This window comes from Pantoea sp. R102 (assembly GCF_004916815.1).
GTDB lineage: Bacteria > Pseudomonadota > Gammaproteobacteria > Enterobacterales > Enterobacteriaceae > Pantoea > Pantoea dispersa.
Window position 1 is genome coordinate 18,442 of record NZ_SDFT01000090.1, and the last position, 20,311, is coordinate 38,752.

Annotated in this window: 20 protein-coding genes, 1 pseudogene and 1 riboswitch; of the genes and pseudogenes, 14 read left to right on the forward strand and 7 right to left on the reverse strand. The window is 60.1% G+C overall.

The genetic code is table 11. The features are described 5' to 3' along the window. Positions 1-38 precede the first annotated feature (38 nt). Both ERD80_RS10565 and bioA read right to left on the reverse strand, forming a co-directional pair. Positions 39-515, reverse strand: coding sequence for a kinase inhibitor (locus ERD80_RS10565; RefSeq protein ID WP_021508505.1), 477 nt, complete (start codon positions 513-515; stop codon positions 39-41). A 67-nt stretch (positions 516-582) separates the two neighbouring features. Next, positions 583-1,875 (reverse strand): adenosylmethionine--8-amino-7-oxononanoate transaminase, encoded by a 1,293-nt coding sequence (bioA, locus tag ERD80_RS10570; RefSeq protein WP_136546842.1) that lies wholly within the window; start codon positions 1,873-1,875, stop codon positions 583-585. Positions 1,876-1,962: 87 nt separating this feature from the next. Here bioA and bioB point away from each other — a divergent pair, with 87 nt between their 5' ends. Genes bioB through bioD form a run of 4 tightly spaced genes read left to right on the forward strand, consistent with a single transcriptional unit; the run spans position 1,963 to position 5,550 of the window. Beyond that, positions 1,963-2,994 (forward strand): biotin synthase BioB, encoded by a 1,032-nt coding sequence (gene bioB, locus ERD80_RS10575; protein ID WP_136546844.1) that lies wholly within the window; start codon positions 1,963-1,965, stop codon positions 2,992-2,994. Next, positions 2,995-4,146, forward strand: a complete 1,152-nt coding sequence (gene bioF / locus ERD80_RS10580; RefSeq protein ID WP_136546846.1) for an 8-amino-7-oxononanoate synthase — start codon at positions 2,995-2,997, stop codon at positions 4,144-4,146. It begins immediately after the preceding gene. After that, positions 4,127-4,882: a malonyl-ACP O-methyltransferase BioC gene (gene bioC / locus ERD80_RS10585; RefSeq protein ID WP_136546848.1), complete on the forward strand. Its 756-nt coding sequence runs from the start codon at positions 4,127-4,129 to the stop codon at positions 4,880-4,882. The genes bioF and bioC overlap by 20 nt, the downstream gene beginning before the upstream one ends. Next, entirely contained in the window at positions 4,879-5,550 is a 672-nt protein-coding gene (gene bioD, locus ERD80_RS10590; RefSeq protein WP_058775301.1) for a dethiobiotin synthase, read from the forward strand. The genes bioC and bioD overlap by 4 nt, the downstream gene beginning before the upstream one ends. Before the next feature lie 42 nt (positions 5,551-5,592). Here the strand turns inward: bioD and ERD80_RS10595 are convergent, their stop codons facing one another. Continuing rightward, positions 5,593-6,309 (reverse strand): ATP-binding cassette domain-containing protein, encoded by a 717-nt coding sequence (locus ERD80_RS10595; RefSeq protein ID WP_021508499.1) that lies wholly within the window; start codon positions 6,307-6,309, stop codon positions 5,593-5,595. Positions 6,310-7,227: 918 nt separating this feature from the next. Here ERD80_RS10595 and uvrB point away from each other — a divergent pair. Then, positions 7,228-9,249, forward strand: a complete 2,022-nt coding sequence (uvrB, locus tag ERD80_RS10600; protein ID WP_021508497.1) for an excinuclease ABC subunit UvrB — start codon at positions 7,228-7,230, stop codon at positions 9,247-9,249. A gap of 30 nt (positions 9,250-9,279) precedes the next feature. Here the strand turns inward: uvrB and yvcK are convergent, their stop codons facing one another. Then, positions 9,280-10,182 carry a uridine diphosphate-N-acetylglucosamine-binding protein YvcK gene (yvcK, locus tag ERD80_RS10605; RefSeq protein ID WP_059011184.1) on the reverse strand — a complete coding sequence of 301 codons (903 nt, stop codon included), beginning with the start codon at positions 10,180-10,182 and terminating at the stop codon, positions 9,280-9,282. A gap of 195 nt (positions 10,183-10,377) precedes the next feature. After that, positions 10,378-10,514, forward strand: a riboswitch (molybdenum cofactor riboswitch). Here yvcK and moaA point away from each other — a divergent pair. The 7 genes from moaA (at position 10,503) to ERD80_RS10640 (ending at position 15,145) form a co-directional block, all read left to right on the forward strand. Beyond that, positions 10,503-11,489, forward strand: coding sequence for a GTP 3',8-cyclase MoaA (gene moaA / locus ERD80_RS10610; protein WP_136546849.1), 987 nt, complete (start codon positions 10,503-10,505; stop codon positions 11,487-11,489). (Overlaps the previous riboswitch by 12 nt.) A 17-nt stretch (positions 11,490-11,506) precedes the next feature. Beyond that, positions 11,507-12,022, forward strand: coding sequence for a molybdenum cofactor biosynthesis protein B (gene moaB / locus ERD80_RS10615; protein WP_136546851.1), 516 nt, complete (start codon positions 11,507-11,509; stop codon positions 12,020-12,022). A gap of 2 nt (positions 12,023-12,024) precedes the next feature. Beyond that, positions 12,025-12,510 carry a cyclic pyranopterin monophosphate synthase MoaC gene (gene moaC / locus ERD80_RS10620; RefSeq protein WP_104187092.1) on the forward strand — a complete coding sequence of 162 codons (486 nt, stop codon included), beginning with the start codon at positions 12,025-12,027 and terminating at the stop codon, positions 12,508-12,510. Beyond that, positions 12,503-12,748, forward strand: a complete 246-nt coding sequence (gene moaD, locus ERD80_RS10625; protein ID WP_021508492.1) for a molybdopterin synthase sulfur carrier subunit — start codon at positions 12,503-12,505, stop codon at positions 12,746-12,748. Before moaC ends, moaD begins: the two co-directional genes overlap by 8 nt. A 2-nt stretch (positions 12,749-12,750) precedes the next feature. Beyond that, positions 12,751-13,203, forward strand: a complete 453-nt coding sequence (gene moaE, locus ERD80_RS10630) for a molybdopterin synthase catalytic subunit MoaE (RefSeq protein ID WP_021508491.1) — start codon at positions 12,751-12,753, stop codon at positions 13,201-13,203. An 82-nt stretch (positions 13,204-13,285) separates the two neighbouring features. Then, positions 13,286-14,380, forward strand: a complete 1,095-nt coding sequence (locus ERD80_RS10635; protein ID WP_104092716.1) for a DUF1615 domain-containing protein — start codon at positions 13,286-13,288, stop codon at positions 14,378-14,380. 57 nt (positions 14,381-14,437) lie between these two features. Next, positions 14,438-15,145, forward strand: a complete 708-nt coding sequence (locus tag ERD80_RS10640; protein WP_136546853.1) for a Bax inhibitor-1/YccA family protein — start codon at positions 14,438-14,440, stop codon at positions 15,143-15,145. 136 nt (positions 15,146-15,281) lie between these two features. On the opposite strand, the gene ERD80_RS10645 is transcribed toward ERD80_RS10640, so the two are convergent. The 3 genes from ERD80_RS10645 to ERD80_RS10655 are packed head-to-tail and all read right to left on the reverse strand — an operon-like array spanning position 15,282 to position 18,249. Then, complete coding sequence (locus tag ERD80_RS10645) at positions 15,282-16,247, reverse strand: lysylphosphatidylglycerol synthase domain-containing protein (protein WP_021508488.1); 966 nt, start codon at positions 16,245-16,247, stop codon at positions 15,282-15,284. Continuing rightward, positions 16,247-17,491 carry a cardiolipin synthase ClsB gene (clsB, locus tag ERD80_RS10650; RefSeq protein WP_136546855.1) on the reverse strand — a complete coding sequence of 415 codons (1,245 nt, stop codon included), beginning with the start codon at positions 17,489-17,491 and terminating at the stop codon, positions 16,247-16,249. The genes ERD80_RS10645 and clsB overlap by 1 nt, the downstream gene beginning before the upstream one ends. Then, a complete protein-coding gene (locus tag ERD80_RS10655; protein ID WP_021508486.1) occupies positions 17,488-18,249 on the reverse strand; it encodes an endonuclease/exonuclease/phosphatase family protein in 762 nt (253 codons plus the stop codon). Before ERD80_RS10655 ends, clsB begins: the two co-directional genes overlap by 4 nt. 176 nt (positions 18,250-18,425) lie before the next feature. Here ERD80_RS10655 and ERD80_RS10660 point away from each other — a divergent pair, with 176 nt between their 5' ends. Both ERD80_RS10660 and rhlE read left to right on the forward strand, forming a co-directional pair. Then, a complete protein-coding gene (locus tag ERD80_RS10660; protein ID WP_021508485.1) occupies positions 18,426-18,818 on the forward strand; it encodes a YbhQ family protein in 393 nt (130 codons plus the stop codon). Between the two features lie 239 nt (positions 18,819-19,057). Further along, positions 19,058-20,251 (forward strand): annotated as a pseudogene (gene rhlE / locus ERD80_RS10665) (ATP-dependent RNA helicase RhlE); the annotation flags it as partial. Positions 20,252-20,311: the final 60 nt, after the last annotated feature.

Consider the following 20,311-nt stretch of genomic DNA (forward strand, 5'->3'; position numbering starts at 1 on the left):
CTCTGCCAGGGTGCGCAGCGATGCGCACCTTAATGCAATCAGGCGTATTTCACCGTGATCGACGCGCTGGCCAGCGCATGGAAATGCACGTTGAAGCCGACCATCGCGCCGCTGGCACCTTCGTCCACCTCAATTTTCTCCACGTCCAGCGCATGCACCGTAAAGATGTAGCGATGCGATTCGCCCTGCGGCGGCGCTGCACCACCGTAACCGTTCTGGCCGAAATCGGTGCGTGTCTGAATGGCACCCTCCGGCAGCTCCGCCACGCCGGAACCGGCGCCCTGTGACAGCACGGTCACCTCAGCCGGAATATTGGCGACCACCCAGTGCCACCAGCCAGAGCCGGTCGGGGCATCCGGATCGTAGCAGGTCACCACAAAGCTTTTGGTGCCGGCCGGCACTTCATCCCATGCCAGGTGCGGCGACAGATTATCGCCCTGGTAACCCATGCCGTTAAACACGTGGCGCTCGGGCATTTTATCGCCATCGTTAAAATCCTGGCTCACTACGCGCATGATCTCTCCTTTCCTGTTGTGTACTGCTCTCCATGATGGTGGAAAATGGCGGCGAGTGCCAGCGGTGTCAGGGCTGAAAGTGGCCGTCCACCGCCAGTGCAGCGCGCAGCGCCGCCGTCAGCTGCGTCAGCTGTGCGGCAGAAATCAGATAAGGTGGCATCAGGTAAATCAGCTTACCGAACGGGCGAATCCACACGCCGCGTTCCACGAAGAACTGCTGCAGCGCCGCCATGTTCACCGGCTGATGGGTCTCAATCACGCCAATCGCCCCCAGCACGCGCGCATCGGCCACTGCCGGATGGTCGCGCAGCGGCAGCAGTTCCGTTCGCAGCTGCTGCTCAATCGCCGCCACCTGCGCCGGCCAGTGGCCTTCGTTGATCAGCTTCAGGCTTTCGACTGCCACCGCACAGGCCAGCGGATTGCCCATGAACGTCGGCCCGTGCATAAAGCAGCCCGCCGCGCTGCGGCTGATAGTATCGGCGACGTCGCGCGTGGTCAGGGTGGCGGAGAGCGTCAGCGTGCCGCCGGTCAGCGCCTTGCCGAGGCACAAAATGTCCGGCGTGATGCCGGCGTGCTCGCAGGCAAACAGCTTGCCGCTGCGGCCGAAGCCGGTGGCGATCTCATCGGCGATCAGCAATAAACCGTAGCGATCGCACAGCGCCCGCACCTGTTGCAGATAGCGTGGATGGTAAAAGCGCATGCCGCCGGCACCCTGCACGATAGGTTCGAGGATCACCGCGGCAATACTGCGATGGTGCTGCTCAATCAGCCGGGCAAAATCAGCAATATCGTTGTCATCCCAGTCATCGTCAAAGCCACACTGCGGCGCGCGGGCGAACAGATGTTCCGGCAGGTAGCCGCGCCACAGGCTGTGCATGGAATTTTCCGGATCGCACACTGACATGGCGGCAAACGTATCGCCGTGATAACCGCGCTGCAGCGTGAGGAATTTCTGCCGCGTCTCTCCGCGTCCCAGCCAGTACTGCAGCGCCATTTTCATCGACACTTCGACGGCGATCGAGCCAGAATCGGCGAGGAACACGCACTCCAGCGCCTCGGGCGTCATGGCGATCAGCTGGCGGCTCAGCTCCACGGCTGGCGGATGGGTGATGCCGCCGAACATCACGTGTGACATCTGCGCCATCTGCTGCTGCAACGCCTGATTGAGGCGCGGATGGTTATAGCCGTGGATCGCTGCCCACCACGACGACATGCCGTCGACCAGCTCACGTCCATCGGCCAGCTGCAGCGTGCAGCCGTGCGCGGCCACCACCGGGTAGCACGGCAGCGGATCGCGCATTGAGGTGTAAGGATGCCAGATATGCTGGCGGTCAAAGCGGAGGTCATCCTGTGTGAACATCTGTCTTGTAAACCATTTTGAAAAGATTTAGTTTACAAGTATAACCACGTTAATCGTCAGGATGAACCCCCTTTTTTGGAGTAAGCAATGGCTAATCGCTGGACACTGGCTCAGGCTCAGGCGCTGTTTGATAAACCTTTTCTCGAGCTGATGTTTGAAGCACAGCAGGTGCACCGCCAGCACTTCGACCCGCGTCAGGTGCAGGTCAGCACGCTGCTGTCGATCAAAACCGGCGCCTGTCCGGAAGACTGTAAATACTGTCCGCAGAGCGCGCGTTATAAAACCGGGCTGGAAACCGAGCGCCTGATGGAGGTGGAAGCGGTGCTGGAATCGGCGCGCAAGGCCAAAGCAGCCGGCTCCAGCCGCTTCTGCATGGGCGCGGCGTGGAAAAACCCGCACGAGCGCGACATGCCGTATCTGGAGCAGATGGTGCAGGGCGTGAAAGCCATGGGCATGGAAACCTGCATGACGCTGGGCACGCTCGACCACGATCAGGCGCAGCGGCTGGCCAGCGCCGGGCTCGATTTTTACAACCATAACCTCGACACCTCGCCGGAGTTTTACGGCAGCATCATCACCACCCGTACTTATCAGGAGCGTCTTGATACGCTGGATAAAGTGCGCAACGCCGGCATCAAAGTGTGCTCGGGCGGCATTGTCGGACTGGGCGAAACGGTCAACGACCGCGCCGGATTGCTGGTGCAGCTGGCCAACCTGCCCACGCCGCCGGAGAGCGTGCCGATTAACATGCTGGTGAAAGTCAAAGGCACGCCGCTGGCGGATAACGATGACGTCGAGCCGTTCGACTTTATCCGCACCATTGCCGTGGCGCGCATCATGATGCCAACCTCGCACGTGCGCCTGTCGGCCGGTCGCGAGCAGATGAGCGAACAGACCCAGGCGATGTGCTTCATGGCGGGTGCCAACTCGATTTTCTACGGCTGCAAGCTGCTGACCACGCCGAACCCGGAAGAGGACAAAGATCTGATCCTGTTCCGCAAGCTGGGCCTGAATCCGGAGCACACCGCAACGACTGCGGGCGATAACGAACAGCAGCATCAGCTCAGCGAGCAGCTGATGCACGCTGACAGCGAACAGTTCTACAACGCGGCCGTGTAAATGTGGTCTGAACGTATTGCGCAGGCGCTGACGGCGCAGCGTGCCGCCGACGGCTGGCGGCAGCGGCGGCGCATTGAGCACAACAGCGTGCGTGAAATTACCCTCGACGGGCAGCGCTATCGCCACTTCTCCAGTAATGATTACCTCGGCCTGAGCCAGCATCCGGCGGTGATGGCCGCCTGGCAGCAGGGCGTGCGCGAGGCAGGCGTCGGTGCCGGCGCTTCCGGCCACGTCACCGGCTACAGCCGCCACCATGCGCAGCTGGAGCAGCAGCTGGCGTCCTGGCTCGGCTACCCGCGCGCGCTGCTGTTTATCTCCGGCTTTGCCGCCAACCAGGCAGTAATCCATCTGCTGGCGCAAAAGTCGGATCGCATTATCGCTGACAAACTGGCGCACGCCTCGCTGCTGGATGCCGCCAGCCACAGTCCGGCAACGCTGCGCCGTTTTGCCCACAACCAGCCGGCCAGCCTGGCGAAGCTGCTGGCGACGCGCGCGGAAGGCGGCACGCTGGTGGTGACCGAGGGCGTATTCAGCATGGATGGCGACAGTGCGCCGCTGGCTGAACTTGCCGCCGAAACCCGGCGCGCGGGCGGCTGGCTGCTGGTGGACGATGCGCACGGCATTGGCGTCACCGGTGAGCAGGGGCGCGGCAGCTGCTGGCAGCAGCAGGTGAAACCGGAACTGCTGGTGGTGACCTTTGGTAAAGGCTTTGGCGTCAGCGGCGCCGCGCTGCTGTGTGATGACGCCACCGCAGATTACGTCGAGCAGTTCTCGCGCCATTTAATCTATTCCACCGCCATGCCGCCGGCGCAGTGTTGTGCGCTGCTGGCGGCGCTGCAGCAGATCCAGCAGGGCGACGCGTTGCGCGCGCGGTTGCAGCAAAATATTGCCCGCTTTCGCGCGGGCGCGGCGCAGTTGCCGTGGCAGCTGATGGCTTCTGACAGCGCCATTCAGCCGCTGATCGTTGGCGAAAACCGTGCCGCGCTGGCGCTGGCGCAGCGGCTGGCGCTGGCCGGTTGCTGGGTGAGCGCGATCCGGCCACCGACGGTGCCGCCGGGTACCGCGCGGCTGCGCATTACGCTCACCGCGGCGCATCATCCCGAAGATATCGACGCGTTGCTGGAGGCACTGTATGACGCTGCAGGTGAATAAACAGGCGGTGGCGCAGGCGTTTGGCCGGGCGGCCGCGCACTACGAACAGCATGCTCAGCTGCAGCGCCAGAGCGGCGAGGCGCTGCTGGCGCTGGCGCCGGCCGGATTTGGCCCGCAGCTACTGGATGCCGGCTGCGGCACCGGCTGGTTCAGCCGCTACTGGCGCGATCGCGGTCGCCAGGTCTGCGCGCTGGATCTGTCACCGGCAATGCTGCAGGCGGCGCGCGAACAGCACTCGGCGCACGACTATTTACAGGGCGATATCGACCAGTTACCGCTGGCAGATAACAGCGTCGACGGCGTCTGGAGCAACCTGGCGGTGCAATGGTGCAGCGATCTGCGCACCGCGCTGCAGCAGTTTCTGCGCGTGACGCGCCCGGGCGGCAGCGTGCTGTTCTCGACGCTGCTCGACGGCTCGCTGCAGGAGGTGCACCAGGCGTGGGCGCGGATCGATGGTCGGCGTCACGCCAATCGCTTCCTCAGCGGCGATGCCTTTGCCCTGGCGACCGCGGGCCTGCCGCTGCGCAGCCAGACGCAGATCGTCACGCTGCACTTCCCCAGTGCGCTGAGCGCCATGCGCTCGCTGAAAGGCATCGGCGCAACGCACCTGCACGATGGGCGACACGCGGCCCTGCTGACGCGCCCGCAGCTGGCGCAGCTGGAGCAGCACTGGCCGCAGGATGCGCACGGCTATCGTCTCAGTTATCACCTGATGTATGGAGTTTTACAAAAATGACACGCTGGTTTATTACCGGAACTGACACCGAAGTGGGCAAAACAGTCGCCAGCGGCGCCCTGTTGCAGGCGGCCAGCGCCGCGGGATTACGCACGGCTGGCTACAAACCGGTGGCCTCCGGCTGCGAGGTCACGCCCGACGGCGTACGCAACAGCGACGCGCTGGCGCTGCAGCGCTACAGCAGCCTGGCGCTGAGCTATGAGCAGGTGAACCCGCTGGCGTTCATCGAACCGACGTCGCCGCATATCGTCAGCGCGGAAGAGGGCAGACCGATTGAATTTGCGCAGCTCTCCGCTGGCTTACGCGCGCTGGAGCAGCAGGCTGAATGGGTGCTGGTGGAAGGCGCGGGCGGCTGGTTCACGCCGCTGTCCGCGACGCAAACTTACGCCGACTGGGTCGCCGCCGAGCAGCTGCCGGTGATTCTGGTGGTTGGCGTGAAGCTCGGCTGCATCAACCACGCCATGCTGACGGCGGAAGCGGTGAAGGCGCGCGGGTTGCGCCTTGCCGGCTGGATTGCCAATGACATCCAGCCGCCGGGTAAGCGACATGCGGAATATCTGGCGACGCTGCAACAGCGCATTGCGGCCCCGTTCCTCGGTGAGATTCCGTGGCTGAGCAGCGCGGCACAGCAGGCCGACTGTGGCCGTTACCTTACCCTGCCACAGTAAATGGCGCGGCGGCGCAGCAGCCTGCGCCGCACGCTACCGACGCTAGGTGGCCGTTAGCCACTTACTCACCGTTACATCATCCAGCTGCGCCACGCTGCCCTGCGCCACGTTGCGGCCGCGATGCAGCAGCAGAAAATAGTCTGCCACGCGGCGAATGAACGACACATGCTGTTCCAGCAGCAGAATCGTCAGGCCATAGTCGCGGTTCAGGCGGCGAATCAGATTCCCCATCTCCTCCTCCAGCCACGGCGACATGCCTTCGGTGGGTTCATCGAGGATCAATAGTTTCGGCTGCAGCACCAGCGCGCGCGCCAGGGCCAGCTGCTGCTGCTGATCCATCGGCAGTTCGCCACTGCGCTGATGACGCAGCGAGTAGAGCGCCGGAAACAGATCGAACACCATCTCGGGAATGGCGCGGCTGCGATCGTCCTGTGCCGCCATCAGCGCAATCAGCAGGTTATCTTCCACGCTCATCTGGGAAAAGATGTGGCGTCCCTGTGGCACGTAGCCGATGCCCATGCGCGCGCGTTGCTCAGCAGGCTGCAGCAGCAGGTTTTCCGGCGGCGCGCCGTCTTCCTGCCAGGTCATCGATCCACTATTAATGGGCAGGCGACCCATAATACAGTTCACCAGCGTGGTTTTGCCCATCCCCGGGCTGCCCAGCACGCCGGTGCAGGTGCCTGGCGGCAGATCGAGATCCACATCCCATAAAATATGGTTCTGACCGTAAAATTGATTCACCGAACGTAAACTCAGCATCTGACATTCTCCTTCCAGATTATTCGCCTGAATGCTCCCGCTCTGTGTCGTCTGGCATACAGTCATGCACAATGGCTATTGGGACACTGCTGTCGCCAGCGGCGCTTGTTCATCCTGCCGGCATGGACTCGTCACTCCACCGTTAATTCACTGCAATTCCCAGGCCAGATCCGCCAAAGCAGCCTCAACCGGGGTAAAAGGCGGCGAAACTCGCCATAATTGATGAGAAAAGCTTAACAATTGCCCGCAGTAATAACTCGCCTGCACTTTGACGGTGCTGACTGCTTAACGTTTCTGGTGCATCTGTGCTGTCATAAGGCAGGGACTGAAGAAATAAGTGGCCTTAACGCTGGGCTTTTTCCCGTTACGGCACGATGGGGTACGCCAAAAGAATAGTTAAAGCCGCACGGGATGATGGAAAAATAATCGCAAAAAAAATTTTTTCGCACGGCAGGATAAGCGAGGGGAAAATTATACACAGCCGATGGACGTGGGGCTGGATTCAGTTATCCACTATTCCTGTGGATAACCTTGTGCATTAGCGACTGAAAACCGGGCGCAAGCGAGGAAATACGCGGGTTGCATACATAATGCTGCGAAACTGGGCTTTTGAGTCAATCTCTTTTAAATCAGCAGGTTATTTAAAAGCAAGCCTGAGAATTGTCTGGCTTGTCATCAGACTGCAATTTAATGACGCTCTATTGACAATTGTTAAAAGCGTTGCTCGTCTGGGGATAACCTTGCGCAACAAACGCTTCCGGATTACCGCATAAATTACGCTGAAGCGAATCGCGGCATCTCCCCATCATCGTGCAGTATATCTGTAATTATATCCAGTATTTTTTTCTGGCAAAATCGCCATAGCAGAGTAGAATTACCAGCCTGCCCGCCGACTTCTTCAGCAGGAACCGTAATACCATGAGTAAAGCCTTTAAACTCAACTCCGCTTTCAAACCTTCAGGCGATCAGCCTGAGGCGATTCGTCGCCTTGAAGAAGGGCTGGAGGATGGACTGGCGCACCAGACGCTGCTGGGGGTTACCGGTTCAGGAAAAACTTTTACCATCGCTAACGTCATTGCCGATCTCAACCGGCCGACCATGGTAATGGCACCGAATAAAACGCTGGCGGCACAGCTGTATGGCGAGATGAAAGAGTTCTTCCCGGATAACGCCGTCGAGTTCTTCGTCTCCTACTACGACTACTATCAGCCGGAAGCGTACGTGCCCAGTTCGGATACCTTCATCGAGAAAGATGCAGCGGTAAACGAGCACATCGAGCAGATGCGTCTCTCTGCCACCAAAGCGATGCTGGAGCGCCGCGACGTGATTGTGGTGGCGTCGGTTTCTGCTATCTACGGCCTGGGCGATCCCGATCTCTACCTGAAAATGATGCTGCATCTGACGCGCGGCATGATCATCGACCAGCGCAGCATTCTGCGCCGCCTCGCCGAACTGCAGTACACCCGCAACGATCAGGTTTTCCAGCGCGGCACCTTCCGCGTGCGCGGCGAAGTGATCGATATCTTCCCGGCGGAATCCGATGACATTGGTCTGCGCGTTGAACTGTTTGATGAAGAGGTTGAGCGCCTGTCGCTGTTCGACCCGCTGACCGGCCAGGTGATCTCGGTGATTCCGCGTTTCACCATCTACCCGAAAACGCACTACGTGACGCCACGCGAGCGTATTCTGCAGGCGATGGAAGAGATCAAGGATGAGCTGGCGGTGCGGCGCAAAGTGCTGCTGGAGAACAACAAACTGCTGGAAGAGCAGCGCATCACCCAGCGCACCCAGTTCGACCTCGAAATGATGAATGAACTCGGCTACTGCTCGGGCATTGAAAACTATTCGCGCTATCTCTCCGGACGCGGACCGGGCGAGCCACCGCCGACGCTGTTTGATTACCTGCCGGCGGATGGCCTGCTGGTGGTCGATGAATCCCACGTGACTATTCCGCAGATTGGCGGCATGTATCGCGGTGACCGCGCGCGTAAAGAGACGCTGGTGGAGTACGGTTTCCGCCTGCCGTCGGCGCTGGACAACCGTCCGCTGCGCTTTGAAGAGTTTGAAGCGCTGGCACCGCAGACCATTTATGTCTCGGCCACGCCAGGTAACTACGAGCTGGAGAAATCGGGCGGCGATGTTATCGATCAGGTGGTGCGGCCTACCGGTCTGCTCGATCCGATCCTTGAGGTGCGTCCGGTGGCGACCCAGGTCGACGATCTGCTGTCGGAGATCCGCAAGCGCGTCGAAATCAACGAGCGCGTGCTGGTCACCACGCTGACCAAGCGCATGGCCGAAGACCTCACCGAGTATCTTGAAGAGCACGGCGAGAAGGTGCGTTATCTGCACTCCGACATTGATACCGTTGAACGTATGGAGATCATTCGCGATCTGCGTCTCGGGGAGTTTGACGTGCTGGTGGGGATCAACCTGCTGCGCGAAGGGCTGGATATGCCGGAAGTGTCGCTGGTGGCGATTCTTGACGCCGATAAAGAGGGCTTCCTGCGCTCCGAGCGCTCGCTGATTCAGACCATCGGACGCGCGGCGCGTAACGTCAACGGCAGAGCGATTCTCTACGCAGATAAGATCACGCCGTCGATGGCGCGGGCGATGGAAGAGACCGAGCGCCGCCGCGAGAAGCAGCAGCGTTATAACGAAGAGCGGGGCATTGTGCCGCAGGGCCTGAACAAGAAAATCACCGATATTCTTGAGCTGGGCAAAAACGTGGTGAAAACGCGCGGCAAAGGCAAAACGGCTTCACGCACTGCCGCCGAGGCTGAGGCCAGCTATCTGGCGCTCACGCCCCAGGCCATGCAGAAGAAGATCCACGAGCTGGAAGGGCAGATGCAGCAGCACGCGCAGAACCTGGAGTTCGAAGAGGCCGCGCGGGTGCGCGACCAGCTGCACGAGCTGCGTGAACTGTTTATCGCCGCCTCTTAATGTGAAACCGGCGGTCGCGTTGCGCGCCGGCTAAACCGCCTGAATGGCATGTTCCAGCGCGCGGCGCAGCAGCTGGCGGTCGTGACGATAGCGGATATCGGCGGCTTCCAGCGGTTCGCGCACCATCAACCGCTCAGTGACGCCGCGCGTGTCTGCTGACGGGCCGACCACTACAGCGTCAATCACCCGTTTGCCAATGGCTTTTTCCATCATCGCCAGCTTGTCGGCGACCGTCAGGCTGGCCGCCGCCGGACTCAGTTCGCGCCCGAGATTTCCGATGAACACCATGGTGGCAGGCGTCCGGCGCAGCGCGCGTGCCATCTCCTCCATCAGCAGAATCGGCATCAGGCTGGTGTAAAAGCTGCCGGGACCAATCAGGATCAAATCGGCCTCGGCGACGGCGTCCAGCGCTTCACGCGTCGGCACCACATTGGGGTGCAGCATCAGCTCTTCCGGCGCCTGCTTCATTTCGTCAATCGCCGTTTCGCCGTACACCATATTGCCTTCGCTATCCTGCGCGACCAGGTCCACCGGCTGTTCTGACATCGGAATCAGAAACGCATCCACCTTCAGCAGGTTGCGGATAATATTGATGGCTTCCAGCGGACGCACGCTGAGATGATCGAGCGCTTTCAGGATCAGATTGCCCAGATTATGCCCGGCCAGTTCGCCGTTGCCGGTAAAGCGATACTCGAACATGGCAGAGGCCACGCTGGGTTCGGTGATCAGCTGATTAATGCAGTTGCGCATGTCGCCCCAGGCAATGCCGCCTTCTGAACGGCGTATGCGGCCGGTGGATCCGCCGTTGTCGGTGGTGGTGACGATGCCGGTCAGGCGTGAGCCCAGCGGCGCCAGCGCCGACATCACGCGGCCAAGGCCGTGGCCGCCGCCGAGTGCCACCACGCGATCCAAATCTGCCAGGGTACGATTCATGCTGCTCCTTAAAAACGCCGCACGTGAGGTGCAGACGGCGTTCAACTGATGTGTATCAATATCTGTCGCGCATTTTACCGTATCCTGTCGCGAAAATGCGGTGAAATAACGTTATGTATCAATATATATAGCGATAAATGCCGATGGATGCGAGCGTCAAATCGCGCTACCATTTGCTTTAACCGTGTTGTCCACAATGACAACAGACTCCCAAGCCTTGCGTTCCTAAGTCGTGTGATATGGATGCCTGGCCGCAGCCGCGAGCTGCCAGGGTGCAGAAAGAAATGACTGCATCTCCCGTACTTTGGAAAGGTGTTCAGGTGCCACAATTTACAGATGCCTATGCGCGCAGCTTTTATTATCTGCGCCTGTCGGTCACGGATGTGTGTAACTTCCGTTGTACCTACTGCCTGCCCGACGGCTACCGGCCGAACGGCGTGCACAACAAAAGTTTTCTCTCGCTGGATGAGATTCGTCGCGTGACGCGTGCCTTTGCGGCGGCGGGCACCGAAAAAGTGCGCCTGACCGGCGGCGAACCCTCGATGCGGCGCGACTTCACCGATATCATTGCCGCCGTGCGCGACAACGCGGCAATCCGCCAGATCGCCATGACCACCAATGGCTACCGCATGGCGCGCGACGTCGGCGCCTGGCGTGCGGCAGGCCTCACCCATATCAATGTCAGCGTCGACAGCCTCGACGCACGGCAGTTTCACGCCATTACCGGGCAGAACAAGTTTCACGAAGTCATGGCGGGGATTGATGCGGCCTTTGATGCCGGTTTCAGCAGCGTTAAAGTCAACAGCGTGCTGATGCGCGACGTCAACAGCCACAGCCTGGAGACCTTTCTGGCATGGATCCGCACCCGGCCGATTCAGCTGCGCTTTATCGAGCTGATGGAAACCGGCGAGGGCGGCGATCTGTTCCGCCGTCATCATGTGTCCGGCGAGGTGATCCGCGATCAGCTGATCATGCAGGGCTGGCAGCGCCAGCCGCGCGGCCGCAGCGATGGTCCGGCTCAGGTGTTCCGCCATCCGGATTATCAGGGTGAAGTCGGCCTGATCATGCCGTATGAAAAAGATTTCTGCGCCAGCTGTAATCGCCTGCGCGTATCGGCGATCGGTAACCTGCATCTGTGCCTGTTTGGCGACGGCGGCGTGCCGCTGCGCGACCTGCTGGCTTCAGACGATCAGCAGGCCGAGCTGCAGGCGCGCATCGCCCACAGCCTCGGGCAGAAGAAGCAGACGCATTTCCTGCATCAGGGCAATACCGGCATCACGCAGAATCTCTCCTTCATTGGTGGCTAAACACAGGAGTTACGGCCATGGGTAAACCTTCCGGCGAATTTGTCGCCTTAAATGCGGCGGTGATGACCGTCTCTGACAGCCGCGACGCCAGCAGTGACAGCTCTGGCGACTATCTGCGTGAGGCGCTGATCGAAGCCGGGCATCAGGTGGTCGATCACGCCATCGTCCCGGACAACCGTTATCGCATCCGCGCCACGCTGTCGCGCTGGATCGCCAGTGAAGATGTGCAGGTGGTGCTGATTAACGGCGGTACCGGCTTTAACAGTAAAAACAGTACGCCGGAAGCGCTGCTGCCGCTGCTGGATCGCGAAATTGACGGCTTTGGCGAACTGTTTCGCATGATCTCCTACGAGGAGATCGGCAGCGCGACGCTGCAATCACGCGCGGTGGCCGGTCTGGCCAACCAGACGCTGCTGTTTGCCGTGCCGGGCTCAACCGGTGCCTGCCGCAGTGCATGGGAGCGGATCATTGAAGCCCAACTGGATGCGCGTACGCGTCCGTGTAATTTTGTCTCACATTTGAAGAAGTTATAAGCATGTCCTCGTTAACCCATATCAACGCGGCCGGCGAAGCCCACATGGTGGACGTCTCCGGCAAAACTGACACCGTGCGAGAAGCGCAGGCGGAAGTCCTGGTGCTGATGCAGCCGGCCACGCTGCAAATGATCCTCGACGGCAGCCATGACAAAGGCGATGTTTTCGCCACCGCACGCATTGCCGGTATTCAGGCGGCGAAGCGCACCTGGGAACTGATTCCGCTGTGCCATCCGCTGATGCTGAGCAAAGTCGAGGTAACGCTGGTGGCTGAGCCGGAGCACAGCCGCGTGCGCATTACCTCGCGCTGTCGCCTGAGCGGCAAAACCGGCGTGGAAATGGAAGCGCTGACCGCCGCCTCGGTCGCGGCGCTGACCATCTACGACATGTGCAAAGCGGTGCAGAAAGATATCGTCATCGACCAGCTGCGGCTGCTGAGCAAAAGCGGCGGTAAATCCGGTGATTTCCAGGCGGTGCGCCATGATTAAGGTGCTGTTTTTTGCCCAGGTGCGCGAACTGACCGGCACCGCCGCGCTGGACCTGGCGGCAGAGTACGCTGACGTCGCCACATTGCGCGCTGCGCTGGCGCAGAAAAGCGATCGCTGGGCGCTGGCGCTGGAGTCTGGCAAGCTGCTGGCGGCGGTGAATCAGACGCTGGTGCCGATGAACCATCCGCTGCGCGCCGGCGATGAAGTGGCGTTCTTCCCGCCGGTTACCGGAGGCTGAGCATGACAACCCGAATTCGCGTCGGCAGCGCGCCGTTTAACGTTGGCGACGAGTATGCGCTGCTGGCGGCGCATGACAGCGACGGCGCGGTCGTCACCTTCACCGGCAAAGTCCGCAACCACAATCTCGGCGACAGCGTGGCCGCGCTGACGCTGGAGCACTATCCCGGCATGACGGAAAAAGCGCTGGCAGAGATTGTGGCGGATGCGCGTCAGCGCTGGGCGCTGCAGCAGGTGACGGTGATTCATCGCGTAGGCGAACTGTTCCCTGGTGATGAGATCGTGTTTGTTGGCGTCAGCAGCGCCCATCGCGGCAGCGCCTTTGCCGCCAGTGAATTTATTATGGATTACCTGAAAACCCGCGCGCCGTTCTGGAAGCGCGAAGCCACTGCGCAGGGCGATCGCTGGGTCGATGCCCGCGACAGCGACCATCAGGCCGCCGAACGCTGGAACTAGCGCGCAAAATCCGCCCGCGCTGATAGCCGCCAGACCACGAAAACGGTAAGGTACGGTTTTTGCTGGCTTATCAGGGAGCAGGATGAACACCAACACGATATTACGCGGCGCAGCGCTGCTGGCTGCGCTGGTGCTGGCCGGATGCAGCACCAAAAAGGAGCCGCAGCTACCGGCCCGCCAGCCCGCTGACGTGAAAGCGCAGATTCAGCAATTGCTGCCCGCCCATGTGACGCAAAAATCGGCCTGGGCCGACGACATCTATACCGCGCTGCGCGTGCAGCACATCGACGCCAGCGCCAGCAACATTTGCGCGGTGATCGCCGTGACCGATCAGGAATCTAACTTCAGCGCCGATGCCACCGTGCCGGGTCTGCCAAAAATCGCCTGGGCGGAGATTGACCGCCGCGCCGCCAGCGTGCACGTGCCGGCGTTTCTGGTGCGCACCGCGTTACTGATCAAATCCTCCAACGGCGAGAGCTACGCGGCACGTCTCGATAAGGTGCACAGCGAGAAAGAGCTGAGCGCCATTTTTGATGACTTTATCGATATGGTGCCGATGGGGCAGAAGCTGTTCGGTAATCTCAACCCAATCCACACCGGCGGGCCGATGCAGGTCAGCATTGCCTTTGCCGAAGCGCATGCGCAGGGCTATCCATACCCGATTGACGGTTCAATCCGGCGCGAAGTGTTTAGCCGGCGCGGCGGTATCTACTTCGGCACGCTGCACCTGCTGGGCTATCCGGTAGACTACAGCCAGCCGCTGTATCGCTTCGCCGACTTCAACGCCGGCTGGTACGCCAGCCGCAACGCCGCGTTCCAGGCTGCGGTGGCGCGTGCCAGCGGCATCAAACTGGCGCTGGACGGCGACCTGATCCGCTACGGCAGCGAACAGGCGAGCGCCACCGAACTGGCGGTGCGCACGCTGGCGAAGCAGCTGGACATGAGCCCGCGGGAAATTCGCCGCGATCTGGAGAAGGGCGACAGCGAAAGCTTCAGCGACAGCACGCTGTGGAAACAGACCTTTATCCTCGCCGATAAGATGGCGGGAAAACGTCTGCCGCGCGAAGTGCTGCCGGGCATTAAGCTGGAGAGCCCGAAAATTACCCGTAATCTCACCACCGCGTGGTTTGCCCAGCGGGTTGACGGGCGATATCAGCAGTGTATGACGCGCCGTTGACGATCGGTGGTGTACACTTCACACTGACGTTATCAGTAACTTTTAAAGAGGTGCATCATGGATCGATATCCACGTAATGGTTCAATCGTGCAGCAGGCGTCGACCGGGCTGCAAACCTATATGGCGCAGGTGTATGGCTGGATGACCTGCGGTTTACTGCTGACGGCGTTTGTGTCGTGGTTTGCCGCGCGCACGCCTGCCGTCATGGAGCTGGTGTTTGCCAATCGCATCACCTTCTTCGGCCTGATTATCGCGCAGCTGGCGCTGGTGTTCGTGCTTTCCGGCATGGTGCAGCGCATGAGCGGCGCCGTGGCGACCGGGCTGTTTATGCTCTATTCCGCGCTGACCGGGCTGACAATGGCGAGTATTTTCCTTGTTTATACCTACTCGTCGATCGCCAGTACCTTCTTCGTTACCGCGGGTATGTTTGGTGCCATGAGCTTTTACGGCTACACCACCAAACGCGACCTGAGCCGCTTCGGCAGCCTGCTGTTTATGGCGCTGATCGGCATTCTGCTGGCGTCGCTGTTGAACTTCTGGCTGAAAAGCCCGGCGCTGATGTGGGCGATTACCTATATCGGCGTGGTGGTGTTTGTGGGCCTGACGGCTTACGACACGCAGAAGCTGAAAGCCATCGGTGAGGGCATTGATGTTAACGATAAAGAGAATTTGCGCCGCTTCTCCATCATGGGCGCACTGACGCTGTATCTCGATTTCATCAACCTGTTCCTGATGCTGCTGCGGATTTTCGGTAACCGTCGTTAACAGTAACCAGCCATTAAGGCTGTGAAAATAATCGCGCCGCTACGGCAAGGTGAACGGTTTGTACTTATCAGCCCGTTTCACCTTCTCCGTAGCGGCGCAATGTATTACGCGTTATTCAGCCTGCGCCTGGCACGCCTTATCGTGCCGCCATCTTGCGCTCATTCTTCTGCCGTAAATGCTTCGCGCGGCTCTCCAGCCACAGATACAGCACCAGCGCCAGCAGCAGCGGCAGAATAAAATAGAGCACGCGATAAGCCAGCAGCGCGGCGATAATCTCACCGTGCGAAGCATGCTGGCCGCTGAGCAGCGCGAGGAACACCGCTTCCAGCACGCCAATGCCGGCCGGAATATGAATAATCACCCCGGCAATACTGCTGATTAACAGCACGCCCAGCACGATGGGATAATCCACTTCACGCGCCAGCAGCAGCCAGATAATGGTGCCCATCACCATCCAGTTGGCGCAGGAAACGGCAAACTGAAACAGCGCCATGCGCAGTGAGGGCAGCTGCAGATGCTGGCCCTTCACCGTCCAGCGGCGCTTCTTCGCGAAAGCACAGGCCCACAGATAAACCGCCACCATCGCCAGCAGTACCGCACCAATTACCCGTAGCGTGCCTTCGCCGATGAACCAGCCGGGCGGAATCGGCACCATACCGGCGACAAACACTACGCCGCCCAGCAAAATGTAGCCCAGCCAGTTGGTGGCAATACTCAGTGAAAAGATGCGCGTGATGGTGCCGCCGGGCAGGCCGAGGCGCGAATAGAGACGATAGCGCATCGCCACACCGCCCACCCAGGTGCTCAGCGTCAGGTTAAAGGCGTAACAGATGAATGACACCAGCATCACCTGACGTTTCGCCAGTTTATGCCCGCAGTAGGCGCGGCCAATCAAATCGTACAGACCGTAGGTGAGGTAGCTCACCACTACTAACGCGGCGGCGCTCAGCACCACGTAGCGGTTATAGCCGACGATGACCTTATACACGTCCTCCCAGTTCACCTTGCGTGCGTAAACCACCAGCAGCACGATCACCGCAATGAAGAACAGCCAGGTAAGGATTTTTTTCGCTAACTGCCAGCGCGGGTTCTTTTTGCTCATCAGGGTTTCGCTCCTTCGTTATCGGCTTCAACCCGGTCCTGGGTTTCCATTTCCGGTTGCACCGGCGGATCGACCTGAGACAAATGGGGCGTATGGGCAGGCAGCCAGCCGGCGATGGCCGGGAAATGGCGCAGGAAATGGAACACGACGACGCTTTTGGTCAGCTGCCACCAGGTGCGCGGCGGCAGCTTGTCTTCATCGACGCGCACGCAGTCCGCAGCCAGCAGCTGCTCAAGGTTATCGCGCAGCGTCTGGTTGAAGGCGTGGTCGTGGATAATCAGGTTGGCTTCGAGATTCAGCGACAGGCTGAGCGGGTCGAGGTTGCTGGAACCGACCGTTGACCACTGCTGATCCTGTACCGCCACTTTGCCATGCAGCGGGCGGCGGCAGTACTCGTACACTTCAACGCCAGCATCCACCAGATAGTTGTACAGCAGCTCGGCACCGACTTTGACAATCGGCATGTCCGGTTCACCCTGCACAATCAGCCGCACGCGCACACCGCGCTGGGCCGCGCTGCGCATTTCCCGCAGCAGGCGATAGCCGGGGAAAAAGTAGGCGTTGGCGATAATCACATCCTGCTTCGCCTTGCGCAGCATATCGAGATAGTGCTGTTCGATGTCATCGCGGTGCTCATCGTTATCGCGGTAGACAAACAGCACCTGCGCATCACCGGGCAGGGCGTTCACCGCCAGGCGCTGGGAGCGCGCGCCCCACCAGCGGCGCGTTACCTGTTCGCTGCCGATCGCCTGCTGTACATAGCGTGCGATGTCCAGCACCACCGGTCCTTTCACCTCCACGGCGTAATCCTGCTTGGCTTCCGGCCCGTAATCGGTGTTGTGCTCGGCGGAGAAATTGATACCGCCGACAAACGCAATCTCCTCATCAATTACCACAATTTTGCGATGCAGACGGCGGAACACGTTGGTGCGCATGCCCATCACCAGCGGACGCGGATCGTAATAGATAAAGCGCACGCCTGCTTCGGTCAGGCTGTTGATGTACTGGGTGGAAAGATCCGGCGAGCCGTAGCCATCCACCATCACTTCCACCTTAACACCGCGCTGCGCGGCGGCCAGCAGATCGCGGTGCAGCGCCTTACCGACCTCATCTTCAAACAGGATAAACGTCTCCAGCAGCAGCGTACGCTGGGCGCGCTGAATCGCGCCGGAGACGCGCGGAAAGAATTGATCGCCATTTTCCAGCAGCCGCAGCTGGTTACCTTCGCGCCAGCTGAAATTCATAGAAAGATCTCCACGGCCAGCGGGGCATGATCGGACAGATGTGACCAGGGTTTCACCGGCAGCGCCCACGGCTGGCTCACCGACGCATTTCGGATATAGATGCGATCGAGACGCAGCAGCGGAAAGCGCGCCGGGAAGGTGCGCGCCGGGCGACCGTTTTTCATGCTAAACACCTCCTGCAGACCGGCTCCGCGCTGTAAAAATCGATTAGCGCGTACCTGCCAGTCATTAAAATCGCCGGCCACCACCAGTGGCGCATCCGGTGGCAGCGACTCAATCAGTTCACACATCATGCGCATCTGCGCCAGACGATGCTTCTCTTTCAGGCCGAGGTGCACGCACAAGGTGTGAATCGGTTCCGGCCGATCCGGCAGGCTAATCTGGCAGTGCAACATGCCGCGTTTCTCACTGCCGGCGACAGAAATATCGCGGTTTTGGTATTCGGTGATCGGAAAGCGTGACAGTATCGCGTTGCCATGATGGCCCTCGGGATAGACCGCGTTGCGGCCGTAAGCGAAATCGTGCCACATGGTGTCGGCAAGGTATTCGTAGTGCGAATTTTCCGGCCAGTTTTCAATGTGTGCGGAGTGGATGGCGTGCGTGCCCATCACCTCCTGTAAAAAGACGATATCCGCCGAAGTCGCGCGCACTGCGTCGCGCAGTTCCGGCAGGATAAAGCGACGGTTAAAGCTGGTGAACCCCTTATGGGTATTGATCGTCAGGACTTTAAATGAAGATCCTTGCGTGTTTTGTGGCATACTGCGACGCGCTCCTTTTCATCATCAACAGAACAAAGTGTAGTCTTTGTCACAAATGGGTGGTGCTGGAGACAGAAAATTAGGGTGTTATCCGAAATTTGCTTTACATTGAGGAAATCCGTCTGGCTGCGGTCAGATACACTTGGGCGACCTGTTGGGTCTGCCAGGAGAAGAGAATGAAATGGTCTAATCGTGTTCAGATTGTTACCGGTCAAACCTGCCTGCATATTGCGACCCACCTGCTGGTGATCGCGGCACTGGTGTGGGGCTGGAAACATAAGGCACTGGTCGAAGTGAGCAGTACCCTGGTGGCAGCTTATGCGCTGGTGTTTATCACCATGCTGGCCCTGCAGCGTAGTGCCCGTTTGCGCCGCTTTGGTGACTCTCTGGAAGAAGTAACGACGACATACTACTTCGGCGCGGCGATGCTGACGCTGTTCCTGATTTCACGCTTCATTCACAACAATCTGCTGATTGGTTGTCTGGGCGTGGTAATGCTGGTGGGCCCGGCGCTGGTGTCGCTGCTGGCCAAAGAGCCACCGCAGCGCGTGCAGAAAAAACGCAGCTAAGCGGACGTGCCAGCAAGAAAAGAGGAGCCCACTGCGGCTCCTTTTTTATGCGCTACCGCGCAGCGGCCCATCACCCTCACGTTTTGCTGGTCGCGGTTCTTGCGGAAAGCTGCTACACTGCCGCTCTTACGCATGGTAGTTTGTGCCCTTTTCACACGCAGGCCTTGAGGCTGCGTCATATCCCCCCTGAAAACTACATCGCGCAGCGCGATCAGGGCGGTTCGGAGTAATACACCTGCATGTCTTTTGACTCTCTCGGCTTGAATGCCGATATTTTGCGTGCGGTAGCAGAACAGGGCTACCGTGAACCGACGCCAATCCAGCGTCAGGCGATTCCCGTGGTGCTGGCCGGTCGTGACCTGCTGGCGAGCGCCCAGACCGGCACGGGTAAAACCGCCGGTTTCACGCTGCCTCTGCTGCAGCGTCTGTCAGAAAAACCGGCAGCGGCGCGCGGTCGCCGTCCGGTACGTGCGCTGATCCTCACTCCCACCCGTGAACTGGCGGCGCAGGTTGGCGAAAACGTACGTGAATACAGCCAGTACCTCAATATGCGTTCGCTGGTGGTGTTCGGCGGCGTCAGCATTAATCCGCAGATGATGAAACTGCGCGGCGGCGTCGATGTACTGATCGCCACGCCGGGGCGTCTGCTCGATCTGGCGCACCAGAACGCGGTCGATCTGTCGCAGGTGGAAATCCTGGTGCTGGACGAAGCGGATCGTATGCTCGACATGGGCTTCATCCACGACATTCGCCGCGTGCTGGCAAAACTGCCGGCCAAACGGCAGAACCTGCTGTTCTCTGCCACCTTCTCGGACGAGATCAAAGCGCTGGCGGAAAAACTGCTCACCAACCCGGAACAGGTGGAAGTGGCACGCCGCAACACTGCTTCCGAGCAGGTGTCGCAGCAGGTGCATTTTGTCGATAAGAAGCGCAAACGGGAACTGCTGTCGCTGATGATTGGTCGCGACAACTGGCAGCAGGTGCTGGTGTTCACCCGCACCAAGCACGGTGCTAACCACCTCGCTGAGCAGCTCAACAAAGATGGCATCACTGCCGCCGCCATTCACGGCAACAAGAGCCAGGGCGCGCGTACCCGTGCGCTGGCCGACTTCAAAACCGGCGGCATTCGCGTGCTGGTGGCGACGGATATTGCCGCGCGCGGTCTGGATATCGAAGAGCTGCCGCACGTGGTCAACTACGAGCTGCCGAACGTAGCGGAAGATTACGTGCACCGCATCGGCCGTACCGGGCGTGCCGCGGCCACCGGTGCTGCGCTGTCGCTGGTGTGCGTGGACGAGCACAAGCTGCTGCGTGATATCGAGCGCCTGCTGAAGCGGGAAATTCCGCGCATTGCGCTGCCGGGCTTTGAGCCGGATCCGAGCATCAAGGCGGAGCCGATTCAGAATGGCCGTCAGCAGCAGCCGCGCGGCCCTGGCCACGTCCACGCGGCTGCTGCTGACGGCCATTCTGAATCGGCTCCGCCTTGATGCTCG